Origin of the sequence: Halomonas sp. B23F22_20 (assembly GCF_043496985.1) — a bacterium.
Taxonomy (GTDB): domain Bacteria; phylum Pseudomonadota; class Gammaproteobacteria; order Pseudomonadales; family Halomonadaceae; genus Halomonas.
The window spans coordinates 98,454-112,973 of sequence record NZ_JBIEKH010000011.1 but is presented as its reverse complement, the minus strand read 5'-3'; the positions used below and the strand labels follow the sequence as shown (position 1 = coordinate 112,973).

15 protein-coding genes are annotated in these 14,520 nt (G+C 69.5%); 11 read left to right on the top strand and 4 right to left on the bottom strand.

All coding sequences use genetic code 11. The features are described 5' to 3' along the window. The first annotated feature begins 52 nt into the window (after nt 1–52). The 8 genes from ACGTN6_RS11105 to ACGTN6_RS11070 all read left to right on the top strand — a co-directional run bounded on the left by ACGTN6_RS11105 (nt 53) and on the right by ACGTN6_RS11070 (nt 7,841). Complete coding sequence (locus tag ACGTN6_RS11105; RefSeq protein ID WP_394591580.1) at nt 53–988, top strand: ABC transporter substrate-binding protein; 936 nt, start codon at nt 53–55, stop codon at nt 986–988. Beyond that, on the top strand, nt 985–1,725 hold the full coding sequence (locus tag ACGTN6_RS11100) for a class II aldolase/adducin family protein (protein WP_394591579.1): 741 nt from the start codon (nt 985–987) through the stop codon (nt 1,723–1,725). Before ACGTN6_RS11105 ends, ACGTN6_RS11100 begins: the two co-directional genes overlap by 4 nt. Before the next feature lie 32 nt (nt 1,726–1,757). Then, nucleotides 1,758–2,951 carry a pyridoxal phosphate-dependent aminotransferase gene (locus ACGTN6_RS11095; protein ID WP_394591578.1) on the top strand — a complete coding sequence of 398 codons (1,194 nt, stop codon included), beginning with the start codon at nt 1,758–1,760 and terminating at the stop codon, nt 2,949–2,951. A gap of 7 nt (nt 2,952–2,958) precedes the next feature. Beyond that, entirely contained in the window at nt 2,959–3,762 is an 804-nt protein-coding gene (locus tag ACGTN6_RS11090) for an amino acid ABC transporter ATP-binding protein (protein WP_394591577.1), read from the top strand. A 328-nt stretch (nt 3,763–4,090) separates the two neighbouring features. Continuing rightward, a complete protein-coding gene (locus ACGTN6_RS11085) occupies nt 4,091–4,858 on the top strand; it encodes a transporter substrate-binding domain-containing protein (protein ID WP_394591576.1) in 768 nt (255 codons plus the stop codon). 85 nt (nt 4,859–4,943) lie between these two features. Beyond that, entirely contained in the window at nt 4,944–5,657 is a 714-nt protein-coding gene (locus ACGTN6_RS11080) for an ABC transporter permease (protein ID WP_394591575.1), read from the top strand. Nucleotide 5,658: 1 nt separating this feature from the next. Then, nucleotides 5,659–6,411 carry an ABC transporter permease gene (locus tag ACGTN6_RS11075; protein WP_394591573.1) on the top strand — a complete coding sequence of 251 codons (753 nt, stop codon included), beginning with the start codon at nt 5,659–5,661 and terminating at the stop codon, nt 6,409–6,411. Continuing rightward, complete coding sequence (locus ACGTN6_RS11070) at nt 6,399–7,841, top strand: aldehyde dehydrogenase family protein (RefSeq protein ID WP_394591572.1); 1,443 nt, start codon at nt 6,399–6,401, stop codon at nt 7,839–7,841. The genes ACGTN6_RS11075 and ACGTN6_RS11070 overlap by 13 nt, the downstream gene beginning before the upstream one ends. Nucleotides 7,842–7,936: 95 nt before the next feature. Here the strand turns inward: ACGTN6_RS11070 and ACGTN6_RS11065 are convergent, their stop codons facing one another. The 4 genes from ACGTN6_RS11065 to nanR all read right to left on the bottom strand — a co-directional run bounded on the left by ACGTN6_RS11065 (nt 7,937) and on the right by nanR (nt 10,800). Then, nucleotides 7,937–8,275: a tRNA-binding protein gene (locus ACGTN6_RS11065; protein WP_394591571.1), complete on the bottom strand. Its 339-nt coding sequence runs from the start codon at nt 8,273–8,275 to the stop codon at nt 7,937–7,939. Nucleotides 8,276–8,313: 38 nt separating this feature from the next. Next, entirely contained in the window at nt 8,314–9,249 is a 936-nt protein-coding gene (yddG, locus tag ACGTN6_RS11060; protein WP_394591570.1) for an aromatic amino acid exporter YddG, read from the bottom strand. Between the two features lie 73 nt (nt 9,250–9,322). Continuing rightward, on the bottom strand, nt 9,323–10,009 hold the full coding sequence (locus ACGTN6_RS11055) for an AraC family transcriptional regulator (protein ID WP_394591569.1): 687 nt from the start codon (nt 10,007–10,009) through the stop codon (nt 9,323–9,325). Between the two features lie 83 nt (nt 10,010–10,092). Next, nucleotides 10,093–10,800: a transcriptional regulator NanR gene (nanR, locus tag ACGTN6_RS11050; RefSeq protein ID WP_183386153.1), complete on the bottom strand. Its 708-nt coding sequence runs from the start codon at nt 10,798–10,800 to the stop codon at nt 10,093–10,095. A gap of 183 nt (nt 10,801–10,983) precedes the next feature. Here nanR and ACGTN6_RS11045 point away from each other — a divergent pair, with 183 nt between their 5' ends. Genes ACGTN6_RS11045 through ACGTN6_RS11035 form a run of 3 tightly spaced genes read left to right on the top strand, consistent with a single transcriptional unit; the run spans nt 10,984 to nt 14,428 of the window. Then, a complete protein-coding gene (locus tag ACGTN6_RS11045; protein ID WP_394591568.1) occupies nt 10,984–11,811 on the top strand; it encodes a phosphogluconate dehydrogenase C-terminal domain-containing protein in 828 nt (275 codons plus the stop codon). A gap of 11 nt (nt 11,812–11,822) precedes the next feature. Continuing rightward, entirely contained in the window at nt 11,823–13,091 is a 1,269-nt protein-coding gene (locus ACGTN6_RS11040; protein ID WP_394591567.1) for a ribulose-bisphosphate carboxylase large subunit family protein, read from the top strand. Continuing rightward, on the top strand, nt 13,088–14,428 hold the full coding sequence (locus ACGTN6_RS11035; RefSeq protein ID WP_394591566.1) for a four-carbon acid sugar kinase family protein: 1,341 nt from the start codon (nt 13,088–13,090) through the stop codon (nt 14,426–14,428). The genes ACGTN6_RS11040 and ACGTN6_RS11035 overlap by 4 nt, the downstream gene beginning before the upstream one ends. Nucleotides 14,429–14,520: the final 92 nt, after the last annotated feature.

The window sequence follows — 14,520 nt, the reverse complement described above, 5'->3', positions numbered from 1 at the left end:
CCACACACCAACACGAGCCGGCCTGGACCGGCTTCGATAAGGAGACGTCTGAATGAGGACGCACTATACGACCCTGACCCTGATCGCCGGCCTGACCCTGGCCGGCCCGGCCCTTGCCGCCGACCGCGACGACCGCCTGCGCCTGGTGGTGCCGCCCTGGCCCGGAGTGACCGTGAAGAGCGAGATCTTCTCCCAGCTCATCGAGCCGCTGGGCTATACCGCCGAGACCCTGGAGGTAAGCTCCACGGTGGGCTACAGCACCCTGCAGAGTGGTGACAGCGACGCCTTCCTCGCCGGCTGGATGCCCGCCCAGCAGGAAAGCTACGACGCCGCCATCGAAGCCGATGCCATCGTCGACCTGGGCAACAACGTCAACGGCGCCCGCATGGGCTTCGCGGTCCCCGACTACGTCTATGACGCTGGCATCACCCGCGCCGAGCAGCTCGCCGACCCGGAGATCGCCGAACGCTTCGAGCGGACCATCTACAGCATCGAGAGCGGCTCCACGGTCACCGACATGATCAACGGCGCCATCGAGGCCGATACCCACGGCCTCGGGGACTGGGAGCTCATGGCCTCCTCGACGCCCGGCATGCTCAGCGAAGTGGACGGCGCCGTCGAGCAGGAGCGTTGGATCCTCTTCTACGGCTGGACCCCGCACTGGATGGTGCCGGAATACGACGTGCACATCCTCGAGGACTCGGCCGATGTCTTCGGCGCCGACAGCGGCCACAGCGACGTCAAGACCATCGTCGCCAAGGACTATGCCGAGGCCAACCCCAACCTGACCCGGCTGCTCGACCAGTTCGTGCTATCCGCCGACGAACAGAGCGAATTCATCCTCGAATACAGCCTCAAGGAGCGTGACCTCGAGGAGGTCGCCCACGACTGGCTGGCCGCGCACCCCGAGCGCGTCGCCGAGTTCCTCGAGGGCGTCGAGACCCGCGACGGCGATGACGCCCGAGTCGCCGTGGAGGCCAGCCTGTGAGCGATGCCGTTTGCGAGGATAGCGAGAATGAGATCCGTCGCGACCTGGCTGCCGCCTATCGGCTGATCGCCCTGGACGGCATGGACGACGGCGTCTCCACCCATATTTCCGCGCGCCTGCCCGGCGAGCGTTTCCTGCTCAACGCCTTCGGGCTGCGCTTCGAGGAGGTCAGGGCCGACAATCTGGTGACCGTGGACGCCGACGGCGAGGTGCTCGACGACCCCACGGGGCTCGGCATCAACCCGGCGGGCTTCACCATCCACAGCGCGCTGCACGCCGCGCGCCCCGAGGTGGCCTGCGTGCTGCACACCCACACCGTGGCCGGCGTCGCGCTGTCCTGCCTCGAGGAAGGCCTGCTGCCGCTCAACCAGTGGGCGCTGCAGTTCCACGAGCGGCTGGCCTACCACGACTACGAAGGCATCGCCCTGGACCACGATGAGCGGGCGCGGCTTGCCGTCGACCTCGGCGAGCACTCGGCGATGATCCTGCGCCAGCACGGCCTCTTGACCTGTGGGCGCAGCGTCGGCGAGGCCTTCCTGCACATGCGCGATCTGGAACGCAGCTGCCAGGCACAGCTGGCCGCCCAGGCCACCGGCCGCCCGCTGCGTCTGGCATCCCCGGCGATGGCCGAGCACGTGGCGCGCCAGTACGAGGCCTGGGCCGAGAGCCCGGCGGGCACCGAGCGGGCCTGGCAGGCCGAGCGTCGCCGACTGCCCGACGGCCCCGACCTGTGCTGATGCCCCTACTTCCCTGACAGAGCGAGAGCTAAATGCGATTCTCCAAACTGACCGAGCGCATCGCCGGCGAGGGCGCCGCGGCCTGGGACATCCACAACCGCGCCCTGGCGCGCCAGGCCGCCGGCGAGGACATCACCGTGCTGTCGGTGGGCGATCCGGACTTCGACACCCCGGCGCCGATCGTCGAGGGGGCCGTGGCCAGCCTGCGCGGCGGCGCCACCCACTACCCCGACGTCCAAGGCAAGCGCGCCCTGCGCGAGGCCATCGCCGATCGCTACCGGGCTCGCGGTCTTGAGGTCACGCCGGAGCGGCTGATCGTCATGGCCGGCGCCCAGTGCGGCCTCTACGCCGCGGCCCAGTGCCTGCTCGACCCGGGCGACGAGGTGATCGTCCCCGAGCCGAGCTACGTCACCTACGAGGCGGTGTTGCAGTCCACCGGCGCCGACATGGTGCGCATACCGCTGCGCGGCGACGCCGGCTTCCGCCTGGACGTGGCCGACCTCGAGGCGGCGATCACCCCGCGCACTCGGGCGATCATGCTCAACAGCCCTCACAATCCCACCGGCCAGCTGATCGACGCCAAGGCCTGGGCCGCCATCGCCGCGCTGTGCCAGCGTCACGACCTGTGGCTGATCTCCGACGAGGTCTACGCCGAGCTGATCTTCGAGGGCGAGCACGTCTGCGCCGCCGGGCTGCCCGACATGGCCGAGCGCACCGTGGTGGTCGACAGCCTCTCCAAGTCCCACGCCATGACCGGCTGGCGGCTGGGCTGGGTGCTCGGCCCAGAGGCGTTGATCGAGCATCTCGGCAACCTGGCGCTGTGCATGCTCTACGGCTGCCCGGACTTCGTCCAGGACGCCGCTCGTGACGCCCTGCGCCTTTCGCTGCCCGAGCTCGACGCCATGCGCGAGACCTACCGCGGCCGCCGCGACGCCGTGGTTACCGCGCTCGCCGACTGCCCGGGGGTGAAGGTCGTCAAGCCCGCGGCCGGGATGTTCCTGATGATCGATATCCGCGCCACCGGGCTCTCCTCCCAGGCCTTCGCCGACCGCCTGCTCGACGAGCAGGGCGTCTCGGTGCTGTCCGGCGAGGCCTTCGGCCCCTCCGCCGCCGGCTTCGTGCGCCTGAGCCTGACCGTCGACGAGGCCCGCCTGCGCGATGCCTGCCGGCGCCTGGCACGGGTCGCCGAGCGCGCCCGCGCCGATTCCCTTTCCACCATCGCATGAGTCGCCTATGACATCATCGAGCCAAGCCCCCTCCCCCGACGCCTCCGACCGCCTGGCGGTGGAGGTCCAGCACCTCGTCAAGCGCTACGGCGAGCTCGAGGTGCTGCGCGACGTCTCCCTCGAGGTTCCCGAGGGCAGCGTCACCTCGATCATCGGCGCCAGCGGCTCCGGCAAGAGCACGCTGCTGCGCTGTCTCAACCTGCTGGAACGCCCCGACCAGGGCGACCTGGCGATTGCGGATGAAGCGATTCGCTTCGACCGCAATCCCCAGGGCGACATCGTCGGCCTCGACCGGCGCCAGCTACGTCGGCTGCGCGCCAAGGTCAGCATGGTCTTCCAGCAGTTCAACCTCTGGCCCCACTTCACGGTGCTGGGCAACGTCTGTGAGGCGCCGATGCGCGTCCAGGGCCTGTCCAGGCGCCGGGCCATCGAGCGCGCCGAGCACTACCTGGAGCGCGTCGGCATGGCCGACAAGCGCGACGGCTATCCGGCCTTCCTGTCCGGCGGGCAGCAGCAGCGCGTGGCCATCGCCCGCGCGCTGGCCATGGAGCCGCGCCTGCTGCTGTTCGACGAGCCCACCTCGGCGCTCGACCCGGAACGCGTCAGCGAGGTGCTCGGCGTCATCCGCGACCTGGCCGACGAGGGCCGCACCATGGTGCTGGTCACCCACGAGATGGCTTTCGCCCGCGAGGTCTCCGACCAGGTGGTGTTCCTCGACCGCGGCTTCGTCGGCGAGGCCGGCACGCCGCGCCGGGTCTTCGAGGAGAGCCAGGATCCGCGCTGCCGGCGCTTCGTGGCCCCGGCGGCCTGAGCATCTTCACCTCCCTTTGACTCGGCCTGCGCGACGAGATGAGCGCCGGGGACAAGGCGTAGCGAGGGTTATTGCCATGGGCGAGGCGGAAGGAGAAGAACATCCGGTGGATGTTCTTCCCGCCGAGCGGGTTGGCCACGGATGGCCAACCCAGGCCCTGCAAGCGGCGCAGGATGCAAGAGCGCCGCAGGGCAAAAGTAGCGCCCAGGGATGGGTTCACAGCGCCTCGCTATGGTCCGGCACCCCGGGGCTTGTCGCCGGAACAGCTCATCGCTTCCACGAGCAGAGAGTCACTCACGCCCGACACGACAACACCAAGGAGAACAGCATGAACCGTCCCCTGATCACCCTGACCACCGCGGCCGTACTCGGCCTGTCCGCCACCGCCCAGGCCAACGAGCCGCTGAAGATCGGCATTTCCGCCGAGCCCTACCCGCCGTTCACCTACACCTCCTCCGAGGGCGAGTGGACCGGCTTCGAGGTCGAGCTGGGCATGGCCATCTGCGAGGCCATGGCGCGTCCCTGCGAGATCACCCCCACCGGCTGGAGCGGCATCATCCCGTCGCTCAAGGCCGGGCGCATCGACATGATCATGAACTCCATGTCAATCACCGAGGCGCGCAAGCGGGTCATCGACTTCAGCGATCCCTACTACTTCACCCCGGGCGCCTTCGTGGCCGCCGACGACCTGACGCTGGGCGGCCCCGACGACCTCGGCGACAAGGTGCTCGGTGTGCAGGCCGCCACTACCAACGCCACCTACGCGCGCCGCGCCCTGCGCGACAGCGTCGGCGACATCCGGCTCTACGACCAGGCCGAGCAGGTCAATCGCGACCTGTTGGCCGGGCGCCTGGACGTGATCCTGGCCGACGAAATCGCCATGAACGAGTTCCTCGAGCGCGACGAGGCCGAGGGCTACGAGATCAAGGCTACCGCACCGCGCCACGAGGCCTACGGCGAGGGTGTGGGCATCGGTCTCCGCCAGGACGACGACGCCCTGCAAGCCGACCTCAACGCCGCCATCGCCGAGGTCCGCGAGGACGGCACCTGCAGCGCGCTATCCGAGGAGTACTTCGGCACCGACATCTGCACCTGATCCCGGTCCTCGACGACGCTCGTCCGGCAGGCGGCCCCGACCGCCTGCCGGCCTCGCCCTGTCTCATCAAGGACGCGAATTCCCCATGAACAACGTTTCCCAAGAGGGACTGCTCGACTGGGCCGGCCCGATTCTCCACGGCGCCCTGACGACCCTCGAGATCGCCGTGCTGGCCTATGCCATCGGCCTCGCGCTGGGGCTGATCGGCGCCAGCGCCCGACTCAGCCCGTGGGCGCCGCTGCGTGGCCTGGCCACGGCCTACTCCACCGCGGTGCGCGCGGTCCCCGAACTGCTGCTGATCATCCTGCTCTACTACGCCGGTTCCCAGGCGCTCACCGCCTTGACCAACGCCCTGGGACTGCCCGGCCAGGTCGCCATCAACGGCTTCGTCACCGCCGTGGGCGTGCTGGCCTTCGTACAGGGCGCCTACATGACCGAGGTGCTGCGCGGCGCCATCCTGGCCATTCCCCGCGGCCAGCTCGAGGCCGCCGATGCCTTCGGCTTCTCCGCCTGGGCGCGTTTTCACCGCATCATCATTCCGGCCATGCTGCCCAACGCTCTGCCGGGCATGTCCAACCTGTGGCTGATCCTGATCAAGGACACCGCCCTGATCAGCGTGATCGGCTTCAGCGAGCTGTTCTTCACCATCCAGCAGGCCGCGGCCAGCACCCGCGCCCATTTCCTGTTCTACGCCGCCGCCGGGGTCATCTACCTGGTCATGACGCTGTCGTCCACGGCGCTGTTCACCCGCCTGGAACGCCGCGTCCGGCGCGGCCAGCCGCTGCGCGAGGAGGCCTGACATGGATTTTTCCTGGCTCCAGGACGCCTTCTATCAGGAGTACCTCATAGAAGGCTTCGTCAACACCCTGTGGCTGGTCGCGGTCTCCGCGATCGGCGGCCTGGCGCTGGCCGTGGCGGTGGCCATCGCCCGCCTCAAGGGCCCGCGCCCGCTGGCCATGCTGGCCAAGGGCTTCACCATCGTGATCCGCGGCACCCCGCTGCTGGTGCAGCTGTTCTTTTTCTACTATGGCGTCGGCCGGCTGCTGGAGGGCATTCCCGGCGTGCAGGACAGCGCGATCTGGCCGCTGCTGCGCGACCCGTTCTTCTACGGCGCCCTGACCTTCATCCTCAGCGTTGGCGCCTACTCCGGCGAGGTCCTGCGCGGTGCCCTGCTCAGCGTGCCCCACGGCGAGCGCGAGGCGGGCCGCGCCTTCGGCATGGGGCCGGTCCAGGTGTTCTTCCGGCTGTGGCTGCCGCGGGCCGTCCAGCTGTGCCTACCGACCCTGACCGGCGAGATGATCCTGCTGCTCAAGTCGGTGCCGCTGGTGTCCACCATCGCCCTGATGGACCTGCTGCAGGCCGCCAACATCATTCGCGACGAGACCTTCCTGGTCTATGAGCCGCTGATGCTGATCGCCGGCATCTACCTGGCCATGACCGTGGTGCTGACCCTGGTGCTGCGCCAGGTGGAACGCCACTTCCCCGGCATGCAGCCGACGCGTCACCGCTGGTTGCCCCTGCGTCGAGACGAGACCGCCACATGCAAGCACTGACCCATCACTTCATCGACAACCGCTGGGTGGAAAGCCGCGGTACCCGATGGCTGCCGGTTACCGATCCCTACCGCGAGACGGTGATCGCCGAGGTCACCGCCGGCGCCCCCGAGGACGTGAACGCCGCCGTGGCCGCCGCACGTCGCGCCCTGCCCGGCTGGCGGGCGCTGGGCGGGGCAGCGCGCGGCGCCTACCTGGACGCCTTCGCCGACGCCCTGGCCGCGCGGCGCGGCGAGCTCGAGGCACTGTCCAGCCGCAACAACGGCAAGCCGAAAGCCGAGGCCGAGCAGGATCTCGCCGATGCCGTCGCCTGCTACCGCCACTATGCCGAGGAGGCCCGGGCGCTGGACGATCGCCAGGGCGAAGCCGTGGCCACCGGCGAGGCGGGCCTGGTGTCGCGCCGCTACCGCGACCCGGCCGGCGTGGCCGGGCTGATCACGCCCTGGAACTTCCCGCTGGTGAGCAGCGCCTGGAAGCTGGCCCCGGCGCTGGCCGCCGGCTGCACGATAGTGTTCAAGCCCTCCGAGGTGACGCCGCTGCCCGAGCAGGCGCTGGCCGAGATCGCCGAGGCCATCGAACTGCCGCCCGGGGTCTTCAACCTGGTACACGGCGACGGCGGCAACGTCGGCGCACCGCTGACCGCCCACCCCGGCGTCGACAAGCTCTCCTTCACCGGCAGCAACCCAGTGGGCGAGGCGGTGATGGCCGCCGCCGCCCGGGGCACGCGCAACGTCTCGCTGGAGCTTGGCGGCAAGTCACCGATTCTGGTCACCGAGGACGCCGATCTGGACCTGGCGGCGGAGCTGGTGCTGGCCGGCTTCTGCTACAACGCCGGCCAGATGTGCTCGGCCACCTCGCGACTGTTGGTCCACGAACAAATCGCCGATGCCCTGCACGATCGGCTCGACGCGGCCATCGCCGAGCTGGTGGCTGGCGACCCGCAGGACGCGGCCACTACTCTGGGCCCGCTGGTCAACGCCACCCAGCGACGCCGGGTGAACGCCTACCTGGCGGAAGCCGAGGCCGAGGGCCTCGTGCCCACCACCACGGTCCGGCTCGCCCTGCCCGACCAGGGCCATTTCGTCGCACCTAGGGTGTTCCGCGACGTGCCGACCGCGAGCCGGCTGTGGCGCGAGGAGATCTTCGGCCCGGTGCTGTGCGCGCGGGCCGTCCGTGACGACGACGAGGCGGTGGCCTTGGCCAACGACAGCAACTTCGGGCTGGCCGCCACCGTGGTGGCCGGCAGTCACGAGCGTGCCGAGGCCCTGGCCGGGCGCCTCACCGCCGGCAATGTCTGGTGCAACACCTACCAGGTAGCCCCGCCGGGACTCGGCTGGGGCGGCATGAAGGGCAGCGGCATCGGTCGCGAACTCGGCCGCGCGGGCCTCGACGCTTATCTCGAGACCCGCTACGTCACCCGGCCGGCCTGACCCCTGGCGGTCAACGCCGGCCGTCGTTTCCACCTTTCCGCAACGCAACGGGGCCGCCCACTGGGCGGCCCCATCGTCGTCAGGATGGGTATGTTCTATGCCAGCCGCGCCCCGTTGGGCACTCCCATATCCGGCGTCGCCAGCACCACCGCGCCATCCTCGCGATGAAAACCGGTGACCAGGCACTCCGATCGCATCGGGCCGATCTGCTTGGCGGGAAAGTTGACGACCGCGACCACCTGCTTACCCACCAATTCGTCGAGCGCATACAGCTCGGTGATCTGGGCGCTGGACTTGCGCACTCCGATCGCCTCGCCGAAATCGACCCGCAGCCGATACGCTGGCCGCCGCGCTTCCGGGAATGCCTCGGCCGCCACGATAGTACCTACGCGCAGTTCGACCCTGGCGAAGTCCGCCCATTCGATCTGTTCCATGCCTGCCTCCTCGTCTAGTGTCATTCGCGTTGACCGCCTCAATCGCGAGGTGAGTCCGCCGATGCCTGTTGCACCTGCCTATCCTGGCGACGCTGCAGCATGCCGCTGCCGATCAGCGCCCCGCCGCAGATCAGCAGCGCGGCGAGCAGTAGTGTCGGGCTAGGCGTCGCCAGGCCGGCGGCGATCAGCACCAGGGTGGAGCACAGCGGCGTGGCGTAGGACAAGAGCCCCAGCAGGCGCACGTGGCCACGCTTCATGCCCAGATCCCAGGTGAAGAAGGCGCTGCCCACCGGGCCCAGCCCCAGGGCCAGGATGGCCCACAGATTGGCGCCTTCCGGCCAGCCCACGGGCTCCCAGGCCAGATGGCAGGCGAGCGCCAGCACTGCGGCGCCGAGGCAGTTCCAGGCCACCGCGGTGGTGGGGATCCGCGACAGCAATCGCGAGGCCACCGAATAGCCGCTCCAGATGAACGCCGCGAACAGCGCCACCAGGTAGCCCAGCGTGTATTCCCCCGCCCAGTCGAAGCCGGAGGGTCCCACCAGCAGCGCCGCACCGATGAAGCCGCACACGCCACCCAGCAGATGGATGCCGCGCAGGCGCTCGCCGGGCAGCAGCCAGCCGGCCAGGATCACGATCAGCAACGGCCACAGGTAGCTGATCAGCCCGGCATTGGCCGCCGGGGCGTTCTGCTGGGCGATGAAGTAGCAGAGGTGATAGCCGAACAGCCCGCCGACGCCCAGCAGCCAGCCCGCCGGCGGCTGGCGGAAGGCCTCGGCCAGGGCATGCTTCTCGCCGCGAACCAGGAACACCAGCAGCGCCAAGCCACCGGCCAGGCCAAAACACAGCGCAGTGAGCAGAAAGGGCGGCACCGGGCCGGCCCATTGGGTAAACAGCGCAAGGGTCGCCCAGCTAAGCACGGTGCTGGCGCCCCACAGGGTGGCGCGACGCGCCTCGGCGTGGGAAACGGCCGACATGTCGATTCTCCCTTCCGGTGTCGGCTGGGCAGTATGCCCACGGCGGGAGGGAAAGGCTTGTCGATTTCGGCCATCAGGGCCGGCGTCGGAAGGCCGTCGGCGTCATACCATGTCGGCGGCGAAAGTGGCGGCTGAACTGGGCGCCGTCGGCGAAGCCACAGGCCATCGCGATTTCGGTGATCGAGGCATCGCTGGTGGCCAGCAGCCGCTCGGCCCGGGCCAGACGCTGCCCCTGCAGCCACTGCCAGGGCGTCTGGCCGGTCAGGGCGGAGAGGCTGCGGCGCAGCTGCCGCTCGGAGAGGCGCGACGCCTCAGCCAGCCGTGCCAGGTTCCAGGGCGCGACCGGGTCGGCCTGCACGCGCCGGATCAGCCGCGCCATGTTCAGGCGCGGCCCGCACCAGGGGGGAGCGGCGCCGAGTCGTGACAGCAGGGTCTCGTCGTCGAGTCGCCGCGCTTCTTCGGGAGACAGGCGCAGGAAGCGGATCCGTTCGAACAGCGCATCGTAGGACGATGCGCCGGCCGGCAGGTTCAGCACCCGACAGCGATTGTCGGCGTCGAGCCCCAGGTAGTGGTGGGTCGCCGCGGCGGGGATCAAGCAGACGCTGCCCGGCGCCATGGCACCGCCGAGCCCTCCGACCTCGACGTCCACGCGGCCGTCGAGGCTCACCAGCAGCTGGTGGTAATCGTGGGTATCGCTCAGGCAGTCGAGGGGATAGGAACGCTCGACGCTGCCGAGCCGAAGGCGGAACTCGGAGGTCATGCCCTACAGGATGCCGGGCGCTCGCCGAGGATGCCAGCGCCGGGCCCCGGTCGGCTGGCTCGCGTCGCCGCCACCGGCTCGTTTCAGGAAAGCTGGTAGAGGCTGCGGGCCCGGTCCAGGTGGGCCCGCATCTCCCTCACGGCGGCGGCCTCGTCGTTCTGGCGTATGGCATCGAGGATGCGAGCGTGCTCCTCGAGGGTGATGTGCTCGCTGCCCTTCCAGTGCAGTACGGAGGCATGAAAGTTGGCCAGCCAGTTGAGCATCGCATGGCTGATCGCGATGAAGATCGGGTTGCCGGTGATCTCCGCGATGGCCGAGTGGAACGACATGTCGGCCTTGATGAAGGCCCCGATGTCACGATTGAGCTCGCTGCGCTGACGCTCGAGCAGCTCCTCCAGTTGGACGACGTCCTGTTCACTGGCCGTCCTGGCGGCACGCGCCACCATGCCCAGCTCGAAGAAGGCCCGTGCCTCCTTGAGATGCTCCAGCGACTGCGGCGAGTTGGAGAGCATATGCATGGCCGTCAGCTCGATCTGGGACAGCATGCCGTCGGCCGTGGGCATGGTGACCTTCGGCCGCTGGCCGTGCTGGATCGACACCAGCCCCAGGCGCTCCAGCGACTGCATGGCTTCGCGGATCGCCGGCCTCCCCACCCCGAATCGCTCCATCAGCTCGCGTTCCGAAGGCAGGTGGTCGCCGGGCGCATAATCGCCGTTGAGTAGCATCGCATACAGCCGATCGAAGACTTCGTCGGACAGCTTTCGGCGAGAGATCTTCAGGGCGTCGCTCATGGGTCGGTGCCTTCATCAGGGGGAAGCAGGAGCACAGCATACGCACGCAAGGCGCTGCGGCAAGCATCTGCCACCAAGGTCGTGTTTGACATACTCACATACTTATATTGTCATTATACCAGTTGAGCCACCAGAGTGCTCGGCGTTTCGCGTCACTTCCCCCTACAGCGAGGATCAAGACCCATGACGACCATTGCGTTGATCGGTGCCGGCGGCAAGATGGGCTTCCGTCTGTCCCGCAACCTGCAGCAGTCGGACTTCAGCGTCCGCCATGTCGAAGTCAGCGACGCCGGGCGCGAGCGCCTCAAGGACGAGCTCGGCATCGACTGCGTCGGCGCCGACGAGACGGTGCCGGGAGCCGACGCAGTCATCCTGGCCGTGCCCGATACCCTGATCGGCAGGATCTCCCAGCAGCTCTCGCCGCTGATGGAGAGCGGCACCATGTTGATCACCCTTGACGCCGCCGCGCCGTTCGCCGGGCACCTGCCCGAGCGCACGGACCTGGTGTATTTCGTCACCCACCCCTGCCATCCCCCGATCTTCAACGACGAGACCGAGCTGGAGGCCAAGCGCGACTACTTCGGCGGCTACAAGGCCACCCAGCACATCGTCAGCGCACTGATGCAGGGGCCGGAAGAAAGTTTCGCCCTGGGCGAGCGGATCGCCCGCACCATCTATGCGCCGGTGGGCCGCTCGCATCGCGTCAGCGTCGATGAGATGGCACTGCTCGAGCCGGGCCTGTCCGAGACCGTCTGCGCGACCCTGCTGGCGGTAATGCGCGAAGCCATGGACGAGGTCGTCGCCCGTGGCGTCTCCGAGCAGTGCGCCCGGGACTTCCTGCTCGGCCACATGAATATCCTCTCCGCGGTGATCTTCGACGAGCAGCCCGGCGCCTTCTCGGACGCCTGCAACAAGGCCATCGAGAACGGCAAGCCGATGCTGATGCGCGACGACTGGAAACGCGTCTTCGAACGCGACGCCATCGCCGACAGCATCCAGCGCATCACCTGACGGAGGCGGCCATGAGCGATCGCATCCGGGCCCATTACCTGATCGAGACCCCCTATTCGCTGGAGCGCGCCGCCGAGGTAATGGCCGGGGAGCAGTCCTGCGGCACCTTCACCCGCCTCGCTAGCGAGACCGATGAACTGCGCGAGCAGCACGGCGCCCGGGTGGAGCACATCGAGCCGCTGGAAAGCGTGGAGGCCCCATCCCTGCCCACCCCGGCCCCGCCGGCGGGCAGCGGTCGTCCGCGCTACCGGCGCGCCCGGGTGACGCTGTCCTGGCCGCTCGCCAATCTCGGCCCGTCGCTGCCCACCCTGGTCGCCACGGTGGCCGGCAACCTGTTCGAGCTCAAGGAGTTCTCGGCCCTCAAGCTGCTCGACCTGGAGCTGCCGGCGCCCTTCGCCGCGGCCTATCCCGGGCCGCAGTTCGGCATCGCCGGCACCCGCGAGCTGACCGGGATTGCGGAGCGCCCGCTGATCGGCACCATCATCAAGCCCAGCGTCGGCCTGTCGCCGGGCGCCACCGCCGAGGTGGTGCGCCAGCTGGTGGAGGGCGGCATCGACTTCATCAAGGACGACGAGCTGCAGGCCAACGGCCCGCACAACCCGCTCAAGGCCCGGGTCGACGCGGTGATGCCGGTGATCCGCGAGCACGCCGAGCGCACCGGCCAACGAGTGATGTACGCCTTCAATATCACCGGCGACCTGGACGAGATGCGCGAGCATCACGACTACGTGGTCGCTGCCGGAGGCAGCTGCGTGATGGCAGCGCTCAACGCCGTCGGGCTCGCCGGCGTCACCCACCTGCGCCGCCACTGCCAGGTGGCGCTGCACGGCCATCGCGCCGGCTGGGGGATGTTCAGCCGCTCGCCGCATCTCGGCATGAGCTTCGTCGCCTACCAGAAGCTGTGGCGCCTGGCCGGGGTCGACCATATCCACGTCAACGGGCTGCGCAACAAGTTCAGCGAGGAGGACGCCAGCGTCATCGCCAGCGCCCGCACCTGCCTGACGCCGATGTTCGCCCCGCCCTCGCCGGGCTGCGAGGTGATGCCGGTGTTCTCTTCCGGCCAGACCGCCGACCAGGCCGTCGATACCTATCGCGCCGTGGACAGCACCGACCTGATCTTCTGCGCCGGTGGCGGCATCATGGCGCATCCCGACGGCATCGGCGCCGGCGTGCACAGCCTGCGTCAGGCCTGGGAGGCCGCCGTAGCGGGGATCGAGCTGGACGACTATGCCCGCGAACATCATCAACTGGCCCGCGCCCTGGAGACCTTCCGCCGATGACACCCGACCACGACACGACGCTGATCAGCTACTACGGCGACGACCTGACCGGCTCCACCGATGTCTTGGAAGCCCTGAGCAGCCAGGGCGTCGACACCGTGCTGTTCACCGCCCTGCCCGACGCCGACCAGCTGGCACGCTTTCGCCACTGCCGCGCCATAGGCCTGGCCGGCACCAGCCGCAGCGAGTCGCCGGCCTGGATGGACCAGCACCTGGTGCCGGCGCTGACCTGGCTGCGCGAACGCGGCGCGGCACTCTGCCATTACAAGACCTGCTCGACCTTCGACAGCGCCCCCGAGACCGGCAGCATCGGCCGCGCCCTGGAGATCGGCCGCCGCCTCCATGACCAGGACTGCGTGCCGATCGTGGTCGGCGCCCCCCAGCTCGGCCGCTACACCGCCTTCGGGCACCTGTTCGCCACGGCCCGCGGCAAGGTGTATCGCATCGACCGTCACCCGATCATGTCGCGGCATCCGGTCACGCCGATGCACGAGGCCGACCTGCGCCGGCACCTGGCCGCCCAGACCGATCTCGAGACGGGTCTCGTCGACTTCCGAACCCTGGCCGACGACGCGGCCGACCGGCACGTGGACGAGGCCCAGGCGCGCAGCCAGGCGCTGCTGTTCGACGTGCTCGACCCCGCCAGCCAGGCGGCCGCAGGCCGCCAGCTGTGGCGCACGCGCCCGCCGCAGGGCGGCTTCGTGGTCGGCTCCTCGGGGGTGGAATATGCGCTGCTCGCGGAGTGGCGACGGCTGGGGCTCGTCGAAGCAGCGCCCGCCTTCGAGGAGCCCGCCCCGGTGGAGCGCATCGCCGTGGTCTCGGGCAGCTGTTCGGAGACCACCGCCCGGCAGATCCGCTGGGCCGAGGCCAACGGCTTTCGCGGCATCGCCCTCGACGCGACCCGCCTGGCCGAGGCCGAGACGGCGCCGGCCGCGCTCGATGAGGCCCGCCAACAAGCGCTGGCGGCGCTGCACGACGGGCTCAGCGTGGTGATCTACACCGCCCTGGGGCCGGACGGAAGCCTGCCGACGCTGTCGGGCGAAGAAGCGCGTCACGCGATGGGGCGAGGGCTCGGCCGGCTGCTGCGTGAGCTGGTGCTCGCCGAGGGCATGTCTCGGGTGGTGGTCGCCGGCGGCGACACCTCGAGCCACGCCCTGCACGAGCTGGGCATTCATGCCCTGACCACCTGCCGCCCGCTGCCGCAGACGCCGGGCTCGCCGCTGTGCGTCGCCCACGCCGACGAGGCCGCCTTCGACGGCCTGCAGATCGCCTTCAAGGGCGGCCAGATCGGCGACGATGCCTACTTCGGGCGCCTGCGCGACGCCGATTTCGACTGACTCGCCTGGCGGGCTGCGCATAAGGCGCCATACGAAAAAACGGCGCCAGGCGGGACTCCCGCCGGGCGCCGATGCTCACTTCCCTCTTCGAC

What these genes read in the sequence shown, in the direction of transcription:
- ACGTN6_RS11105 (WP_394591580.1), top strand. Translation starts at nt 53, where the DNA reads ATGAGGACGCACTATACGACCCTGACCCTGATCGCCGGCCTGACCCTG.
- ACGTN6_RS11095 (WP_394591578.1), top strand. Translation starts at nt 1,758, where the DNA reads ATGCGATTCTCCAAACTGACCGAGCGCATCGCCGGCGAGGGCGCCGCG.
- ACGTN6_RS11090 (WP_394591577.1), top strand. Translation starts at nt 2,959, where the DNA reads ATGACATCATCGAGCCAAGCCCCCTCCCCCGACGCCTCCGACCGCCTG.
- ACGTN6_RS11085 (WP_394591576.1), top strand. Translation starts at nt 4,091, where the DNA reads ATGAACCGTCCCCTGATCACCCTGACCACCGCGGCCGTACTCGGCCTG.
- ACGTN6_RS11080 (WP_394591575.1), top strand. Translation starts at nt 4,944, where the DNA reads ATGAACAACGTTTCCCAAGAGGGACTGCTCGACTGGGCCGGCCCGATT.
- ACGTN6_RS11075 (WP_394591573.1), top strand. Translation starts at nt 5,659, where the DNA reads ATGGATTTTTCCTGGCTCCAGGACGCCTTCTATCAGGAGTACCTCATA.
- ACGTN6_RS11070 (WP_394591572.1), top strand. Translation starts at nt 6,399, where the DNA reads ATGCAAGCACTGACCCATCACTTCATCGACAACCGCTGGGTGGAAAGC.
- ACGTN6_RS11065 (WP_394591571.1), bottom strand. Translation starts at nt 8,275, where the DNA reads ATGGAACAGATCGAATGGGCGGACTTCGCCAGGGTCGAACTGCGCGTA.
- yddG (WP_394591570.1), bottom strand. Translation starts at nt 9,249, where the DNA reads ATGTCGGCCGTTTCCCACGCCGAGGCGCGTCGCGCCACCCTGTGGGGC.
- ACGTN6_RS11055 (WP_394591569.1), bottom strand. Translation starts at nt 10,009, where the DNA reads ATGACCTCCGAGTTCCGCCTTCGGCTCGGCAGCGTCGAGCGTTCCTAT.
- nanR (WP_183386153.1), bottom strand. Translation starts at nt 10,800, where the DNA reads ATGAGCGACGCCCTGAAGATCTCTCGCCGAAAGCTGTCCGACGAAGTC.
- ACGTN6_RS11045 (WP_394591568.1), top strand. Translation starts at nt 10,984, where the DNA reads ATGACGACCATTGCGTTGATCGGTGCCGGCGGCAAGATGGGCTTCCGT.
- ACGTN6_RS11040 (WP_394591567.1), top strand. Translation starts at nt 11,823, where the DNA reads ATGAGCGATCGCATCCGGGCCCATTACCTGATCGAGACCCCCTATTCG.
- ACGTN6_RS11035 (WP_394591566.1), top strand. Translation starts at nt 13,088, where the DNA reads ATGACACCCGACCACGACACGACGCTGATCAGCTACTACGGCGACGAC.